Genomic DNA, 17,449 nt, shown 5'->3' with positions numbered 1-17,449 from the left:
TAGAGCATTTACGTTAACTCATTTTGGGGCACAAACGAGTTACGCATGAAGGTTCGATTTAGGCACAAAGCAGTCGATATAAAACGGATAAACCTTTAAGTACTGGGTAGTGTTGTACGTTGAAGTGCGGTAAATATAACATGCCAATTCTAAGGTCAACAGAAAAGGTTAAGCAAAGGTACACGGTCAATGGCCGTTATATTTTTTCTACCGCTTCGTATGGTGAATAGGAGATTCCAGTGAACAAGGCAGTCAAAGAGCGCTTCAATGAATACCCAGAGAATGCTCGTGTTAGATTAGCGGGGCTACGAAATCTAGTCTTTCAAATAGCATGTGAGTTGGATCTTGGTGATGTCGATGAAACTCTAAAATGGGGTGAACCAAGCTACAGTGTAAAATTAGGCAGTCCGTTAAGAATGGACTGGAAACCCAAGTCTCCTAATAATTACTACCTTTACTTTAATTGCCAAACCAAGCTCGTCGATACATTTCGGGAATTGTATGGCGAAGAACTGGTATTTCAGGGAAATAGAGCAATAGTTCTATCTTTATCGAAACCGATACCAGAAAGCGTAATTAGATCCTGTTTAGAGTTAGCTTTAACTTATCATCAGCGTAAAAATTTACCTCTTTTAGGTGCATAACAATTCACATGATCCGGTAGCTTAGAGGGCGAGGGTACCTATATGTTGGGTACGCCACTGGCTTACCACGACATTGTCAGGTGCGCCTCCGGCTTACCAGACCTACTTGTTTTAATGATTTAGCACCCGCTGTAAAAAAGCTTCGATTACATCTATTTCTTCTAACATGGTTTCACGGTTTCGATGGCCGTGCCAAACATCTGGCATGTAGTAGCTTTCAACCGCTTTTCCATGTTTTTTCAGCATATATTCAAAGCGTTTGGTGTGCTCTGCTGTGGCCCTTTGGTCTTTTAAACCAGCAGTTAACAAAATAGGCACGCTTACTTTATTGGCTAAATTAACGGGTGAGCGGCTTTGGTGTAACGCTTTATCTGTGCCAACGACTTCACCAATAATTCGCTGTATGTTTTCTTCTTGTTTGAAGTTGATATCGTTTAGCAGCAGGTTTAAGTCGAATACGCCAAAACGTGCAATGGCGCAATCAAACTCTGTTGGGTGGTCTATCACTAAAATGGCGGCTGAGTATCCGCCATAGCTGCCGCCCATGCTGCACGTTTTGTTAAATTGATATTGCTGTTTAACCAGCTTAAGCGCTGCCATTATGTCTTCTTCAATCGCGATGCCAAATTGGCCGCGGCCAGCATTTTTGTGCGCTCGGCCAAAGCCTTCAGAGCCGCGAAAATTCACTTTTAATATTGAATAACCGATTTGCGATAAATAATGGGTGGTGCGACTAAAGTGTTGTGTGTCTCTTATACCTATTGGTCCGCCGTGTGGGTTAACCAGCAGTACTTTTTTGTCGGTTTGTGGGTTTGCCAGTGTTAAATAGGCTTCTACTTGATGGCCATCTGGGTGTTTTATTTGGAGCGTTTGGCTAGGTTGAAACTCAAAGTTTTGATGTGTTTCATATTTAGCACCCAACAAAAAAGCTCGTTGGCTGGTTTGGTTGTATAGGTAATATTTGCCTGAATTATTGCTAGAGGTAATCAGCAAAACGTGTTTATCATCCGCATTGTTTGACGACACAATATAAGCGTTGTCAGGTGCAAAGGACCTTTCTAACAAAGCCTGTTTATCCGCCAGTTGTTGCGAAAAATAATGCTTAACGTATTCTCCATTTTGATAATAGCCAACCCAATCAATTTGTTTGTTTTTTGTGTTTTGCTCGGCTGAAATTAAGTCGTAATCAGCATGTTGATAAATTAGTTTACCCAGGTCACGCTCTTGCCAGTTGTATTCGTATAAAGCAACTTTGTCGCTTTTAATATTGGTTAATACCGCAAGGGCGCCGTTTGCTAATAATCCTATGGGGGTAAATTCATAAAACCGGCTGTCTATTTGTTCAAGCTTTTGCCAGTCGTTATCCTCGTCTAATAACCAATAAGTTGTCAGTAGCTCTTCTTTGTCGTGACTTTGGGCAAACCTAAGTTGATTATTATCGTCAGCCCAATAACGGCGTACATCGGTTAGGTGGTCAGCAATGCGGTTGTCGCGTTTAAAGCGTGACTTAATAATATCTTCAACTGTCACTTTGTAGGCTTCAAGTTGATATTTGGTATTTTGCCTCACCCAAGCTGCATACATAAGTTGGTTTGCTTTATCGCGCAGCGGGTTAATTAAATAACCTCGGGTATTAAATGACTCAAGTTGGCTATTCAGACGTTCATCAACAAATACGAAAAATTGCTTAAATTGATTACAGCTTTTACAAGTGTCGACTAAACGAAAATATATGGTTTTGTCGTCTACCCATACTGCGTCTTGAATACGAGTTTTTTGGCCCAATTTGCTGCTAAATATTTGCTTGCTTGTTTGAGTTTGGCTATCAAAAATAAATAGCTGAGCTTTGCTTTTTTCGTAACCGTAAAATAGCCCTAATGTACCTGCAGGGTTTAAAGCGGCCGTTGCTATACTTGCTGATGCAAATATTTGTTGTTGCACTTGGTTCGTTTCCGCTTGTACAGGCACAATTACACTAGCGGCTAGCAGCACCATAAAAATTAATTTTTTAAATAGACTCATTTGCTGTTTTGTCCCGTAACCCTTTGTAAAAATTCATCCTGACCAAAGCCTCCCCAACGCACGGGTAGGTTTGCACTTAATAATGGGTAGTGCTCTTGCAAATAAATTAAAGCGCTGGCTGATTCATTTATGATAATTGGCGGAAAAAACTCACCAAGAACAAAGCTTTCTGAAAGTTTTAGATGACCAACATAGTTAATATGACCAGCCTTAACGTTAAATTTCCACCAGTCTGTTTCTTTAAACGGATAGTCACGAATGCCTGATTTAAATTGTGAAAAACGATAACTACCTGGGCTGACTTGTGCCAACACGTACTTTACTTCGCCATCACTTGGCTCAAATTGCATTTTATAAAACCCAGTGCCGCTAATTCTCAGTGATTCAATTATCGAATCGGATTCAACGGCAAATACAACAAAGGCTGTTTTGTCATCCACATTGATACTACGGTCTTGGCCAAATTCTGGCAGTGTGCTGCCACAGCTGGCAAGCATAAGTGCCGCCAGCATAGTGCTAATCAGTTTGAACATTAGTTGTTTAAACTCTCTTGGTAGGCTTGCCAGTCTTTAGTTGCCCAGCCAAGTTGTTTAGCACTGGCTATTGCGTCTTTCATCCAATCTTTTGCATCACCCTTGTCATCTAGAATTTCATTTACTTTGGCGAGTAAAAAATAGGTGAATGGGGTTGGTTCGCCGTCATCTTCAATGTCTTCCAACCAATCAAGTGCTTGTTTAGCAAACTCTTTATCTTGGTTATTATTGTTAAGTAATTCCATTTCGATATATTTTTGCTGTGCTCGAAAGTCGTTTTGATTTGCGGCTAATTCCAACCAAAATTTGGCTTTAGTTAGGTCTTGCTCAATGTAAGCCGTGGGTGGTTCAAGTAGTAATTCGCCTAGACGGCCTTGAGCTTGAATGTGACCAGCTTTGGCCGCTTTAATTAACCAAGGTAAACCTAATTCAGCTTGTCGGTTTACGTATATGTTGAGCATGGCGTAGTCGTATTGTGCGTCCAATTGGCCAAGCTCAGCTGCTTCTTTTAATACAGCTTCAAAGTCTTCGTAGTTTTCTTTGTCGAGTATATGTTTGTACGCTCTCAATAGCTTAGCATAGGTGTGCTTAGCATTAGGATTACCGTCATTTGCCATACGGCGAACTGAACGAAAGGTTTTATAAATATGCGGGTAGCCCTGGCGAAAATCATTTACACCCGTTTGGCCAAAACTTGCATGGTAAGTTAAACCATATTGGGTAACTGAGGTAAATTCGTTTTTAGCTGGTGTGTATTTAGATTCTTTGATGGCGTTAAGCGTACCTTCAACAAATTTATTGTTTGGCCAGCTAAATAGCACGTCCCAGTCTTTGGCTTTACCGTCAGTGCCGACATCAAATTGAACTTCTACCATGCCTGCGTCTAGGTTTTGAACTTGTTTATAAAATATATCTGGATTGCCATTTCGGATAGCAGCGCGAATAAGCGCTTCATTTTTGGCGATTGTACTTGAAGTACCCGAATAAGTTAGTTGGCCTCTTTTTACCATTTCTGCAGGCGTAACTATCACTTGTGCTGCTATGGGACTTTTTTCAATTTTTGGTAGCTTTTTAGCTTCGGTAATTTGGCGGCCATAGTTTTTGACTAATTCGGTCGCATATTCAATGGCTTTTTCTTGCTGCTCAGCAGGTATGCTCGCATAAATTTCTTGGGCAAAAGTTTCTGAGTTTGGGAATTGATATTCGTTTGCTAGCGCCATCCAACTAAATGATTTAATTAAGTCTTTTTCACCTGACAGCCCCTGAAAGTAGATAACTGCAGCGTTAAATTGTGAATCAGCATGACCTAGTTTGGCTGATTGTAAAAAGGCATTCAGCGCTTTTTTATGGTCTTCTTCAGCTAAATATTCTTGAGCTTTTACAAAGCTAGCTTGGGCGGGTAGGACGGTAAATAAGGTTAAAGCTAAACCAATAGAGCGAACTATAGAATTATGCTTTTTCATCTATCTTCCTTAATAGTTTTATGGATGTAGATTGTTAAATCTAGTATGTTTATTTAAGTTGTATATTAAGATACATCAAATTAATAAAAGGTTAAAGTAGGTTTAATTTATTGTGCAAATTTTTATCTCGTTTAAAGCCGAACCGAATCAACTTTAAACGAGATTTTGAGGAGCTAGGATGGACGATTAACGACTGGTTCGTTGAGTCATTTGCTCAAGTTGTTTTGCCATTTGGGCAACCAAAGTTGGTTTTTCAGTGGCTAAATTCACTTGCTCACTTGGATCTGTGGTTAAATCAAAAAGCTGTGGTTGTGGGTTTAAACCAGACTCAATGCCTTTGTCATTTTCTACCCAAGGTGTTTTGGTGTTAGTTGGTGCTATATATTTCCAGTTTCCTTGGCGCAGCGCTAATGTATAGGCTTCTTCAATTAAGCTTGTTCTGCCAGTTTCGTTTGAGTCGAACCACGCGGCTAAATGATTTTCACTGTCTATTGCTTCGTCGCTATTAAGTTTGATGCCAAGCAAAGCAGCAATTGATGCGTATATATCGATTTGACTCATCAGTGCATTACTCACACCTGGTTTAACTTTGTTTGGGTAATGCAAAATGGTTGGTACACGTGTGCCAGCTTCATAAGCACTGTACTTACCGCCGCGATAGATGCTTGCAGGTTGGTGTTTACCTAACTTTTCTATTGCTTGGTCAGCATAGCCGTCGTCTAATACTGGGCCATTGTCACTGGTGAATACAATTATGGTGTTGTCCAATACGCCTTGTTTTTCTAGCTGTTTAACAATTTGCCCTGTTATCCAATCCATTTGCACGATTGCATCGCCACGAGGCCCCATATCGGTTGCGCCTTGAAATTTTTCATTCGGCAATCTTGGTACATGGATATCGTGGAATGGGAAAAATAAGAAAAATGGCTTGTCGGCATTTTTCGCAATAAACTGATTGGCTTTGTCAGTAAATTTTGTGTAGAAGTCTTCATCTTTCCACTCAGCTGAATGACCACCTTGCATGTAACCAATGCGGCTAATGCCATTGATTATAGTATCGTTGTGCTGATTGTCGGCTAATTGGCGCGTTAGTTCTGGATTTTCACGACCAACTGGGCGATCGCCAATTTTTCCTTCGTAACTCACATATAGTGGATCAGATTTATCTAGATTTTCTACACGATAGTTTTCTAAATAAACGGCAGGTACACGGTCGCCTGTTGCTGGTAGCAAATAGCTATAATCAAAACCAATTTCTAGTGGCCCTGGTTTTACTTCGGCATTCCAATCAAGTGGATTTTTACCATCACCTAAACCTAAGTGCCATTTTCCTACAACTGCACTGGTATAACCTGCTTTTCTCAGCATGCTTGGTAGGGTGTATGAACCTGGCTCAATCAGCATTTTTGCGTCGCCTTTTAATACTTTGGCGTTTTTACGAAATGCATGTTCGCCAGTTAGCAATGAATACCTTGAAGGTGTGCAGGTGGCTGCTGAACTATGTGCGTCGGTAAAACGAATGCCATTGGCTGCAAGGGCGTCTACATTTGGGGTAGACACTTGTGTTGCACCGTAACTGCTTAAGTCGCCATAGCCTAAATCATCAACATAAAAAATGACGATGTTTGGTTTGTTGTCTCGCTCGTCGACTTTAGCGGTTTGTGTTGCAGTTTGGCAGGCTGCTAAAACGGTTAAGCCCGCGATTGCAGCACAAATTTTTAATTTTGAAAAAGTTTTAATCGTTATCATTTTTCTATCCAATTATTCTGATAGGAGTTCTATATACAGGTAAAAAGCGGCTTTATCTTTAGTTAACTGTTTTTTGTTGTCAGTGTACCATGCGCTAATTTTCTGTTCACCTGCCTGTAACTGTACATCTACAACACAGTGAGATGCGCGGCCCCATACTCGTTCAACATAAATTTTGCCATTGGCATCTATCACACAATATTTTTTCTGTATTGGTGTGCCAGCAGGAATATCGTGATAGTAAGGTTTTATGCGGTAGGTACCTGCTTGTTTAGCTTTTATGTACCAAGGCAATGCTTGGTATTGGTCTTCTTTGGTTAACCAGTGAACATGGTCCCACTCATCTGCAGGTGCTTGATGGCCAATAAACCAAGGTACAGCTTGGCCTTCTGGTACTTCCATCCAGTCCATTGCATTTAATCGAACAGGGTTTTCTTGTTCATACCCTACACCAATGTATCTGTCTTTAAAGCCGGCTTTTTTCATATCCGACCACCATTGATGTTTGATATTTTGTAGCTCCACCGCAACCAATGGGTGTTGCTCTAAAACATTATTTTGTTGGCCTGGATCATCCGCTAGATTGAATAAAAACTGTTTGCTGTATTCCTCAATATAACGCCAATCGCCTTTGGCAACTGCAGTTGGTCGAGTTGGATCAGGGTGATAAACCCTCTGGTTGGTCACTACAACAGCGCGGTCTTTTAAACTTTCATCTGTGCCTTGGCGCATGGCTTTTACTAAACTGGTGCCGTCTATGTCTTGCTCACTGGCAGGCAAACCAGCCAATTCAAGCAAAGTTGGTAATACATCGTAGTGTGCTGATAATGTTGTTACATCTTTGGCTGCTAACTTGCCATTTGGGTACGACAAGAAAAACGGCACTCTGTGGCCACCTTCAAATACGGATACTTTATAGCCGCGCATACCGCTATTGGGTATCCAATTAGGATATTTTTCACCTAAATGTTCATGGCCTTTTGTTAGGCTTAAATCGTTTTTGGTTGGGCGATATGAACTGCCATTGTCGGTCATAAAAATAAAAATGGTATTGTCGAGCTCACCGCTTTGTTTTAGATGATTTTGTACACGTGCGACTTGATCATCAATGTGGGTGATCATGCCATAAAAGCTCGCCATTGAACGATTTAACCCTTTTTCCAAATAAGGGGTAATATATTCTTCTGGCGCTCTGTATGGGCCATGCGGCGCATTTAAAGGAATAAAGGTGAAGGTTGGTTTTCCTTTGTTTTGCTCGATAAATTCTATTGCTGCATCAAACCATACTGTGGTTGCATAACCTTGGGTTTTTTCTTCTTTGCCGTTGCGATAATAGGTATCGTCAAATTGGGTATTGCCCCAATAATCCGGTGTTTGACCGACACCACCACCGCCATGGATAAATACTTCATCAAACCCTTGGTCTTGTGGTCGATACGGGTAGTTGTCACCTAGGTGCCATTTGCCAAAAATACCCGTTGTGTAACCATTTTGTTGAAGTTGCTCAGCCATAGTGACATGCTCAGGGCCTAACATATAACGGCCTAAAATTGTGTGCCATACGCCTGCTTTTAGTGAGTGTTTACCCGTTAATAGCGCAGCGCGAGTAGGCGAGCAGGTGGGGTCTACATGAAAATTGGTTAAGCGCACACTTTGCTGTGCAAGTTTGTCTAAATTTGGTGTTTGAATAATTGGGTTGTTGTGATAACCCAAGTCGCCATGACCTTGGTCATCGGTCATAATCAACACAATATTTGGTTTGTCTGTGGTGTTTTGTTCAGCGCTATTTACTGTTTTATCGCCTGTGCAGCCGACTAATAAAGTTAAGCTGGTGGCGCTTAAAGCTGATATGAGTAGTTTAGTTAATACTTTTTTCATTCAAAAAAGGAGGATGTTGCCATCCTCCTACTCAAGTTAGTTGCTTTGAACACTTATAGTGAATTGGTATTGGTATTCACCCTCAGTTAACTGATATTGCTCGATTGGTGCGGCTTTGGCGCTCCAACTATCAATGCCACCAACGCCTGCTTGCACAAGGTCGATATTAACTGTGTTGAATTGATTTGGTGTTAGCTCGTAAGGATGTTTTGCCTCGTCTAACTGTTGTTGTGTCCACGGCCATACCGACATACTAAGTGGTTGTTTACCATCAATTGTTATTGCCGCTTTGTGATTGGATAGTTTTAACCAATCAACATCTGTGCGATTGCCGTTTTCTTGCGGCATAACATACTCATATATAAAGTCGTTTACTTTACCTTGGTATAAATCTAGGCGAGCAGCAAAGTTTCTATCTGCATAGTTTTCGAATGGCCCTTTACCAAAGAACGACATATGGTCAAATTGATTGGCAACACCTGCAGACATACCAACACGGATTGCACTTGGTAACGACTTATCAGCTGTTAATTTGTAGTCAACGTGAATTGAGCCAGCAGCATCAATAACATACGTTGTGGCTACGCTAATTTTACCAGCATGGCTGTGTTTGGTTTTTATTGTGACTTGCTCATTTGAGCTATCTACTTGGTAGCTTTCAAGCTGCATCGAATCGCTTGCGGCTTTCCAAATAGCGTGATTTTTGTCCGTTAACCAGCCTAAACGATCGTTATCGGTTTGTGGGCGATAGAAGTTATGTTTTAAAGGCTGAGTGATAACGTCTTCACCTTTATAGGTTAGTGCCGTTAAATAACCCGTTTGCTGGTTAAAGTTGATACGGAAATCTTGACCTGTTACTTCTGTTGTTTGGCCTTTGTTTTGCTGTTTAATCCAACCTGCTGCTTTGGCTTTGGTTAATTCTTTTTTCCAAGGCATTACAAACTGTTGTTGAGCAACCTCATAACCCGCTTTTGCCCATTTTTCATCATTTATTGTAATGAAAGACAGGTTCAAGGTGTAATTTACACCGGCTTTTATTTCAGGCTTCTCATAGCCAAGCTGGATATTTTTACTCTCGCCTGGTGCGATATTTAATCCAACTTTAGCTCCGGACTGAATTGTTTCACCATCGGCTTCTAATGCCCATTTCAGTTGGTATTTACTTAAGTTGGTAAATGCGTAACGGTTTTTAATGGTTACACTCGTGTCACTAAAGTCTGATTTAGTGAATTGAGCAGGTTGGAATACCCATTTTGCTTCATGAATTTGCGGTTTTGCTTGACGATACGAGTCAATAATACCGTTTATACAGAAGTTCTCGTCATTAGGCGTATCACCAAAGTCACCACCATAAGCTAAGTAGGTTTCACCCTTGTCATTTTTAGTTTCTAACCCTTGGTCAATCCAATCCCAAATATAGCCACCAATTAAGTTTTTACGGGCGTAAACTTCATCCCAATATTCTTTTAAATTACCAACTGAGTTGCCCATTGCATGTGCATATTCACACATTAATATTGGACGATTAATATGTGGGCTTTCTGCTAAACCAACTAACTCATCGATACTTGGGTACATACGACTAATAACATCAACCCATTTAGGATCGGTTGGGTTAGCTAGTGGTGTATGATATTGAGCAGCTTCCTCTTTAGTTGTCCAACGCTCGGATAATCCAACATAAAGTGGATGTGTTGGGTCACCTTGTGCACCTTCGTAATGAACAAAACGATATGGGTCGTAGTCTTTAATCCAAGCCGCCATGGATGCGAAGTTCGGGCCAGTGCCAGATTCATTACCCATAGACCAAGAGATAATTGATGGATAGTTCTTATCTCGCTCAACCATGCGTTGAACTCTGTCCATCATTGCATGATTCCAATGAGCTAGATTAGCGGGTAAACCACCGATACCGTGCGATTCGATATTGGCTTCGTCCATTACATAAATGCCGTATTCATCGGCCAATTCGTAGAAGTATGGGTCGTTTGGATAATGCGCGGTGCGAACTGAGTTAATGTTAAATTGCTTCATCAACTTAACATCTTCTTCTAGGTCTTCGCGTGATAAAGCTTTACCTTTTTTATGGTCGTGGTCGTGACGATTCACCCCAATAATTTCAACACTTTTGCCGTTGATCAGCAATTCGCCTTCTGCACCAAATTCAACTTCTCTAAAACCTACTCGGGTTGAACGTGTTTCAACTACCTTGCCTGTTTTATCCGTTAAAGTTAACACCAGCGTATATAAATACGGGGTTTCAGCTGTCCATAATTTAGGTTGATCAATTTCAGCCGCTAAATCACCAAATAAGAAGTTATCCCGTTGTGGAAAGGCTATACGCGCGACACGTTTAGCATCAGCGGTCATTTTGCTGTTGGCAACAGGTTGGTTTACTGCATCAAATAACTCACCGTGGATTTTCCAACCAGTTAAGTCTGTTTTGTTGGTATTGGTCAAGCGAGGTTTTATTTCTAACTTGCCTTGGTTGTATTGATCATTCAACTTAGTGCGAACATAAAAGTCGTTAATGGCTACTTTTGGTTGTGCTGTGATATACACTTCACGGTGAATGCCGCTTAATCGCCAGTGGTCTTGGTCTTCTAAATAACTGCCATCACTCCAGCGGAATGCTTGCACAGCAACTTTGTTTTTACCAGGTTTAACATATTCGCTAATATCAAACTCTGAAGGTAAGCGGCTGCCTTGTGCGTAACCGACTTTTTCGCCATTCACCCAAACATAATAGGCTGAGGTAACACCACCAAAGTGCAAGATAATTTGTTGATCTAACCAAGATTTATCTAAGTTAAATTCTTTTATATAAGAGCCGACTGGGTTATCACGGGTAATGAGTGGTACTTCAATCTCATTGACCTTTTCGAACATCGGATAGGTTGAGTTGGTATAAATTGGCGTACCGTAACCCAATAGTTCCCAGTTTGATGGAACTGTAATTGTGTCCCAGTTGGCACTATTAAAATTCGATTTGTAAAAATCTAGTGGGCGATCTTCACTTTTATCGACAAAGTGAAATTTCCAGTCACCATTTAATGACAAAAACTGTGCTTGCTGTCGGTCGCGTTGCAACGCTTGTTCAACGGTATCAAACGAATAGGATGTCGCTCGAGCTGGCATTCTATTAATTTGAATAACTTCTGGGTTTTCCCAATCGTTCACGGTTTTTGCGTGAAGGGCTGGTGTTGTGCTAGCCATTACACACATCGCGATGGCCGTTATACTCATTTTTATCGGTGATTTGGTAATACTCATTGTCATAGCTCTATATTTTTTAATAAACTAGATTTAAATGCTAAAGTTTGAATTTATATATAATATCTACTTTATAGTATATAAATTTTAACGACAATCTTTTTTAACAATTTATTTAAATAAATTTGGAGAAACCACTTATGTCAGAAACCATTCGCTATTGTTTAGCACTTGATTTGCACGACGACCCACAGTTAATTGAAGAATATATTGACTACCACAAGCCAGAAAATGCTTGGCCACAGGTAACACAAAATATGCGTGATGCTGGCATTGTGGATATGGAGATTTACCATTTAGGTGACCGATTATTTATGATTATGGAAACGACAGCAGAGTTTGACCCGAATGCACCAGCCAAAACTGAAGAGGCGCAACAAAAGAGCGAAGAGTGGGAAACACTTATGTGGAAATATCAAAAACCGCTACAGTGGGCTAAAAACGGTGAAAAGTGGATGAGAATGGAAAAAATTTATGACCTAAAGCTAGCAAAAGACTAAAAACTATTAGGAAAAATACAAAATCCAATTCCCGTTAACCCGTATATTTGTTGGGTTTTTCTGAGGTGTGATGGTTTTGTTATCAAAAATATACAAAAATTGGTCATGTACATTATTTTGAATATAAAAAATAATGTTTGCTCAGAAACGGGAGGCGTTATGAATGTTAAAATTAAAAATATAGCTGTGTTGTCAACTTGTTTGTTGGGCTTGATTGGTTGTAGCAACACTCAAGTTGAAAAACCGACTTATCAAGCAACTTGGCAATCGGTTAAACAGCACCAAACTCCAGAATGGTTTTTAGATGCCAAATTTGGCATCTATTTTCATTGGGGCCCATACTCTGTGCCCGCGCATAAAACTGAGTGGTATTCGTTGTATATGTATCAACAAGGTCACCCAATTCGCAAATACCACGAACAAACCTATGGGCCTTTGGATGAGTTTGGCTACAAAGATTTTATTCCTATGTTTACCGCCGAGCATTTTGATCCACAAGAGTGGGCCAGTTTATTTAAACAAGCGGGTGCGCAATTTGTTGGCCCTGTGAGTGAACATGCTGATGGTTTTGCTATGTGGGACAGTGACATAACCCCATGGAATGCGGCTAAAATGGGACCTAAGCGCGACGTGGTGGGTGAGATGGCTCAAGCTGTGCGTGAATTGGATATGAAATTTATCGCTACTTTTCATCACCAATGGAAATACGCTTGGTACCCAACGTGGGATGAGCAAACCGACGCGTCGAACCCTGAATATGCCCAGCTATATGGCCCTAAAGTTCCAAAAGGTACTTTTGTAATGGCTGATACACCGACCGACCCATTGCCAGAGCAAGATTTTCAGCTTGAGTGGTTAAACAAGGTTAAAGAGGTGATTGATAAGTATCAGCCTGATCTGGTTTACTTTGACAATAAAATGGACATTATCGACGAAAAGCATCGCTTAGATTTTCTCCAGTATTATTACAATGCGGCCGAGCAACAAAACAGAGATGTTGTGGTGACATATAAATTCCATGACTTAGAACCAGGCTCTGCAGTGCTTGATTTAGAGCGTGCTCGCATGAGTGAAAAGAAAGACTTTCCTTGGTTAACGGACGATTCTATCGACTGGAATTCATGGAGCCATGTCAGTGAACCCAATTACAAATCAACCAATCGACTTGTCGATTTTTTAGTTGATGTTGTCAGTAAAAATGGTGGCGTTTTATTAAATGTAACGCCGACAGCTCAAGGTAAAATTCCGCAAGCAGTGCGCCAGCGTTTAGTTGAAATGGGGGCATGGTTAAAACAAAACGGTGAGGCTATTTATGGCACACGACCTTGGCATGTATATGGAGAAGGTCCAGCCCAAGTTGTAGAAGGGCATTTAAGCGAATACAAAAATAAAGATATGGGTGAAAGAGATATACGCTTTACCCAAAAAGATGGCTTTTTGTATGCCACTGTGATGGCTTGGCCAACTGAAACTGTGTTGATTAATGCGTTAGCGGCGAATGAATATCCTGTAAAACAGGTGAGTTTGTTGGGCAGTTCTGAAAAAATTAACTGGCAGCAATCTGCTAGTGGATTGGCGATAGAACCACCAAAGCAAAAAGTTGGTGAGCACGCGTTTGTATTTAAGTTAACACTAAAATAATTGTTGTAGACAAGAAAAAGAGCAGCCCTATTAATGGGCTGCTTAAATAACTAGAACTCGGGATAAATATATTAACTGGCGAGTTCAGCGATTACTTTATCGATACCAACATCTGAAATACGTTTGCTTATTTCGCTTTGTTTAGCACCTAACAACGAAATCCCCTCTGCAACCATATCGTACACCTTCCATTCTCCTTTGCTGTTTTTGCGCATTTTAAAATGAATATCAATTGCTGGCGCATTTGGGTCAACAATACGAGTTTTAACTGTTGCGTATTTTTCTTCAACTTGGCCATTTTGTTCGAAGATAACTTGTTGACCTTTATACGACATTAACGCATTGGCATAGGTTAGCGTTAAATAACGCTCTACCGCTTTAACAAACTGTTGTGCCTGTTGTTTATTTACCTTGCGAACATGTTTGCCAAGCAGTTTGTAGGATACGTAGGTTAAATCGATATGCGGCATTAATTGCTTGTCGATTATTTCTTGCAGGGCGATGCGCTTTTGTTTTTCGTCTAATTTTAGCTGTTTTATTTCGCTAAATAAGTTTTGCCCAACTTGGTTTAGAAATTGGTTGGGATCGGATGGGTTTGCTTTGGCATTTGCAGCAAACATCATTAGCATGCTAGTTAGTATTAAACATCCTATTGTTTTAACTAAACTGTTAGATTGTTTTGTCTGGCTAAACATAACCTGTTTCCTTTTTTTGATGACTTGAGGGCATTTTAGTCCGTTTTTATGCGGATATTTAGATCTTATTTTGCATTATATTGTTGCTTTACGTGCACTAATGTAACGAATTGTATCTGCCGCTGTTGTTACTGGCATAGAAGTCAGCAGTTAAATGGAATCACACTCGTAACTTTCAGCGCACTTTGAGTGACAAGCCGCACAAAACTTCACCTTTATATTGCACAATACAAAAAGCTTCGTTTAAAATGCACAAACTTTCGAAACGAAACTTATAAAAACAAACTTTAAGAAACCGAAACTTTGTCAAAACGAAATACTCAACAGCGACGACACAAAATCGTCCAACAAGTCAATCAACTCGGTGAAGTGACAGTCGAAGCGCTGGCTAGTCAATTCGATACCTCAGTTGTTACGATTCGAAAAGACTTAGCAGAACTCGAAAAAAGTGGCCAATTGTTACGCCGCTATGGTGGTGCAGTGCCATTGCCGCAAGAAGTGATCACTGACGGCGAAAAAGCTTTATCCGCCGCCAAACAAGCAATCGGCCACAAAGCCGCCGAGCTTATACGTGATCATAATCGCATTATCATCGACAGTGGTCGTACAACTTCTAGTTTAATCTCACATCTGAACCACAAAGCCGGTTTAGTGGTGATGACTAATGCACTAGACGTCGCCAATCAATTACGTGAATTAGAGCGCGAGCCAACAATATTAATGACAGGTGGTACTTGGGATCCACATTCAGAATCGTTCCAAGGGCAAGTCGCCGAACAAGTATTGCGTAGTTACGACTTCGACCAGTTGTTTATCGGTGCCGATGGCATTGATTTAAACCGAGGAACAACTACCTTTAATGAACTTATAGGTTTAAGCCGAGTGATGGCCGAGCAAGCTCGAGAAGTGATTGTTATGGTCGAGTCAGACAAAATAGGCAGGCGCATTCCAAACCTAGAGCTAACCTGGCAACAAATTACTTATTTGGTGACCGACGACGGCATCAGCAAACAAGCAATAGAACAAATTTCAAATATGGGTGTGACCCTAGTGGTCGCCAAAACAAATCAACAACAAGCGGGAAAATAACAATGTGTGGAATAGTTGGTGCAGTAGCACAACGTGATGTAGCAGAAATTTTATTGGAAGGATTACGCCGACTAGAATATCGTGGTTACGATTCAGCCGGTTTAGCGGTAATCAATAACAGCGAATTACAAAGACTACGCCGTGTCGGTAAAGTTAAAAACTTATCAGACGGTTTAGACGAGCAGTTTTTAGCTGGTGGCACTGGTGTTGCACATACACGTTGGGCAACGCATGGAGAACCAAGTGAACGTAATGCTCATCCACATATGTCGAACGACCGCATTGCCGTTGTCCACAACGGTATTATCGAAAATTTTCGAGAGTTGAAAGCAGAGTTAGCAAGCGAAGGTTATAGCTTTGTTTCGGAAACCGACACAGAAGTACTAACGCATCTAATTCACAAATTCTTATCTGAAAGTGACAACCTATTTGCTGCGGTACAAAAAGCAGCACAAACCGTGACTGGTGCATACGGCACAGCAATTATCGACCAACAAAACCCAGATGAAATGGTGGTAGCACGTTCAGGTAGCCCGCTTGTTATCGGTTTAGGTATTGGCGAAAACTTTGTTGCGTCTGACCAATTAGCTTTATTACCAGTGACTAGCCGCTTTATCTATTTAGAAGAAGGTGATGTTGCACGCATTACCCGTAAATCGGTAGAAATTTTTGATAAAAACGGAGAGCAAGTAGAGCGCAAAGTAAACCTAGTCGATGCCAAAGCAGACTCGGCTGACAAAGGTGAATACCGCCACTACATGATGAAAGAAATTTACGAGCAGCCAACTTGTGTGCGTCAAACATTAGAAGGCCGTTTATCTGCTGCAGGTGTTGAAGCGGGTATTTTTGGTAATGGCTTTGAAGAGGTTATTCCAAAAATTAAACATGTGACTATAGTTGCATGTGGTACGAGTTATCACGCAGGTATGGTGGCTAAATACTGGTTTGAACAATATGCGAATGTAAGCTGTAGTGTTGAGATTGCCTCAGAATTCCGTTATCGCAAATTCTATGTGCATGAAGGCAGCTTGTTTGTGTCTATTTCACAATCAGGCGAAACAGCTGACACATTAGCGGCATTACGCTTGGCACAAGAGCAAGGTTATTTATCGTCATTAACGATTTGTAACGTACAAGGTTCTTCTCTAGTACGTGAATCAGACTTTAACTTTATGACCCGCGCCGGCACTGAAATTGGCGTAGCTTCAACCAAAGCTTTCACCACTCAGTTAGTATCACTACTTATTTTGGTATTAGCTTTAGGGAAACAAAAAGGTTTAACCGCTGAAAACGAAAAAGAAATTTGCGGCGCGTTAATGCAATTACCAGGCAAAATTGAACAAGCTTTATTAGCCAATAAAGAAATTGAAGATTTAGCTGAAGAATTTGCCGATAAACACCACGCATTATTCTTAGGCCGTGGCGACCAATATCCAATTGCGATGGAAGGTGCGTTAAAGCTGAAAGAAATTTCATATATTCACGCCGAAGCATACGCAGCGGGTGAATTAAAACATGGCCCAATCGCGTTAATTGATGCAGAAATGCCAGTAATTGTTGTTGCACCAAACAACGAATTATTAGAAAAACTGCATTCAAACGTAGAAGAAGTACGCGCACGCGGCAGTATTCTATACGTGTTTGCCGACAACGATGCAAAATTCCAAAGTGATGAAACACAACGTGTAATCAACGTAGTACCAACTGAAGATATTATCGCACCAATCGTTTACACCATTCCGCTACAGTTATTAAGCTACCATGTAGCTGTTATTAAAGGCACGGATGTCGACCAACCAAGAAACTTGGCCAAGTCAGTGACTGTTGAGTAGGGTATTACGTCCAACTGGAAAAACATGTGGGAGAGTAATAAAGTCTCATACTAAAATGGCAGCAATCACATAGATATGCTGCCATTTCTAAAACGTTTATGCCCCAAAATGAGTTAACGTAAATGCTCTA

The 17,449-nt window shown here is 40.8% G+C and carries 12 protein-coding genes; 5 read left to right on the top strand and 7 right to left on the bottom strand.

What is annotated here, in order from left to right:
• Window positions 1-239: 239 nt before the first annotated feature.
• Entirely contained in the window at window positions 240-644 is a 405-nt protein-coding gene (locus DS2_RS18220; protein ID WP_035016453.1) for a DUF1801 domain-containing protein, read from the top strand.
• Between the two features lie 111 nt (window positions 645-755).
• Here the strand turns inward: DS2_RS18220 and DS2_RS18215 are convergent, their stop codons facing one another.
• The 6 genes from DS2_RS18215 to DS2_RS18190 form a co-directional block, all read right to left on the bottom strand.
• Window positions 756-2,666, bottom strand: coding sequence for an alpha/beta hydrolase family protein (locus DS2_RS18215; protein ID WP_035016452.1), 1,911 nt, complete (start codon window positions 2,664-2,666; stop codon window positions 756-758).
• Window positions 2,663-3,199, bottom strand: a complete 537-nt coding sequence (locus tag DS2_RS18210) for a hypothetical protein (RefSeq protein WP_035016451.1) — start codon at window positions 3,197-3,199, stop codon at window positions 2,663-2,665. Before DS2_RS18210 ends, DS2_RS18215 begins: the two co-directional genes overlap by 4 nt.
• A complete protein-coding gene (locus DS2_RS18205; protein WP_035016450.1) occupies window positions 3,199-4,662 on the bottom strand; it encodes an energy transducer TonB in 1,464 nt (487 codons plus the stop codon). Before DS2_RS18205 ends, DS2_RS18210 begins: the two co-directional genes overlap by 1 nt.
• A gap of 186 nt (window positions 4,663-4,848) precedes the next feature.
• Window positions 4,849-6,411, bottom strand: a complete 1,563-nt coding sequence (locus DS2_RS18200; protein WP_035016449.1) for a sulfatase family protein — start codon at window positions 6,409-6,411, stop codon at window positions 4,849-4,851.
• 12 nt (window positions 6,412-6,423) lie between these two features.
• Entirely contained in the window at window positions 6,424-8,289 is a 1,866-nt protein-coding gene (locus DS2_RS18195) for an arylsulfatase (protein WP_051480003.1), read from the bottom strand.
• A 36-nt stretch (window positions 8,290-8,325) separates the two neighbouring features.
• Entirely contained in the window at window positions 8,326-11,562 is a 3,237-nt protein-coding gene (locus DS2_RS18190; protein WP_035016448.1) for a glycoside hydrolase family 2 TIM barrel-domain containing protein, read from the bottom strand.
• A 140-nt stretch (window positions 11,563-11,702) separates the two neighbouring features.
• On the opposite strand from DS2_RS18190, the gene DS2_RS18185 reads away from it, so the two are divergent.
• Both DS2_RS18185 and DS2_RS18180 read left to right on the top strand, forming a co-directional pair.
• Window positions 11,703-12,062: an L-rhamnose mutarotase gene (locus DS2_RS18185; protein WP_035016447.1), complete on the top strand. Its 360-nt coding sequence runs from the start codon at window positions 11,703-11,705 to the stop codon at window positions 12,060-12,062.
• 159 nt (window positions 12,063-12,221) lie between these two features.
• The gene (locus DS2_RS18180; protein ID WP_051480002.1) at window positions 12,222-13,703 is read left to right on the top strand and encodes an alpha-L-fucosidase; all 1,482 of its coding nucleotides are present in this window, start codon (window positions 12,222-12,224) and stop codon (window positions 13,701-13,703) included.
• Between the two features lie 71 nt (window positions 13,704-13,774).
• Here the strand turns inward: DS2_RS18180 and DS2_RS18175 are convergent, their stop codons facing one another.
• Entirely contained in the window at window positions 13,775-14,398 is a 624-nt protein-coding gene (locus DS2_RS18175) for an MlaC/ttg2D family ABC transporter substrate-binding protein (RefSeq protein WP_081754333.1), read from the bottom strand.
• Between the two features lie 303 nt (window positions 14,399-14,701).
• On the opposite strand from DS2_RS18175, the gene DS2_RS18170 reads away from it, so the two are divergent.
• Both DS2_RS18170 and glmS read left to right on the top strand, forming a co-directional pair.
• A complete protein-coding gene (locus tag DS2_RS18170; RefSeq protein ID WP_035016446.1) occupies window positions 14,702-15,487 on the top strand; it encodes a DeoR/GlpR family DNA-binding transcription regulator in 786 nt (261 codons plus the stop codon).
• A gap of 2 nt (window positions 15,488-15,489) precedes the next feature.
• Window positions 15,490-17,319, top strand: coding sequence for a glutamine--fructose-6-phosphate transaminase (isomerizing) (glmS, locus tag DS2_RS18165; RefSeq protein WP_035016445.1), 1,830 nt, complete (start codon window positions 15,490-15,492; stop codon window positions 17,317-17,319).
• The last annotated feature ends 130 nt before the right edge of the window (window positions 17,320-17,449 follow it).

The sequence above is a fragment of the Catenovulum agarivorans DS-2 genome (assembly GCF_000568405.1).
In the GTDB taxonomy this organism is placed as follows: Bacteria; Pseudomonadota; Gammaproteobacteria; order Enterobacterales; family Alteromonadaceae; genus Catenovulum; species Catenovulum agarivorans_A.
This window is presented reverse-complemented; position numbering and strand designations above follow the sequence as displayed.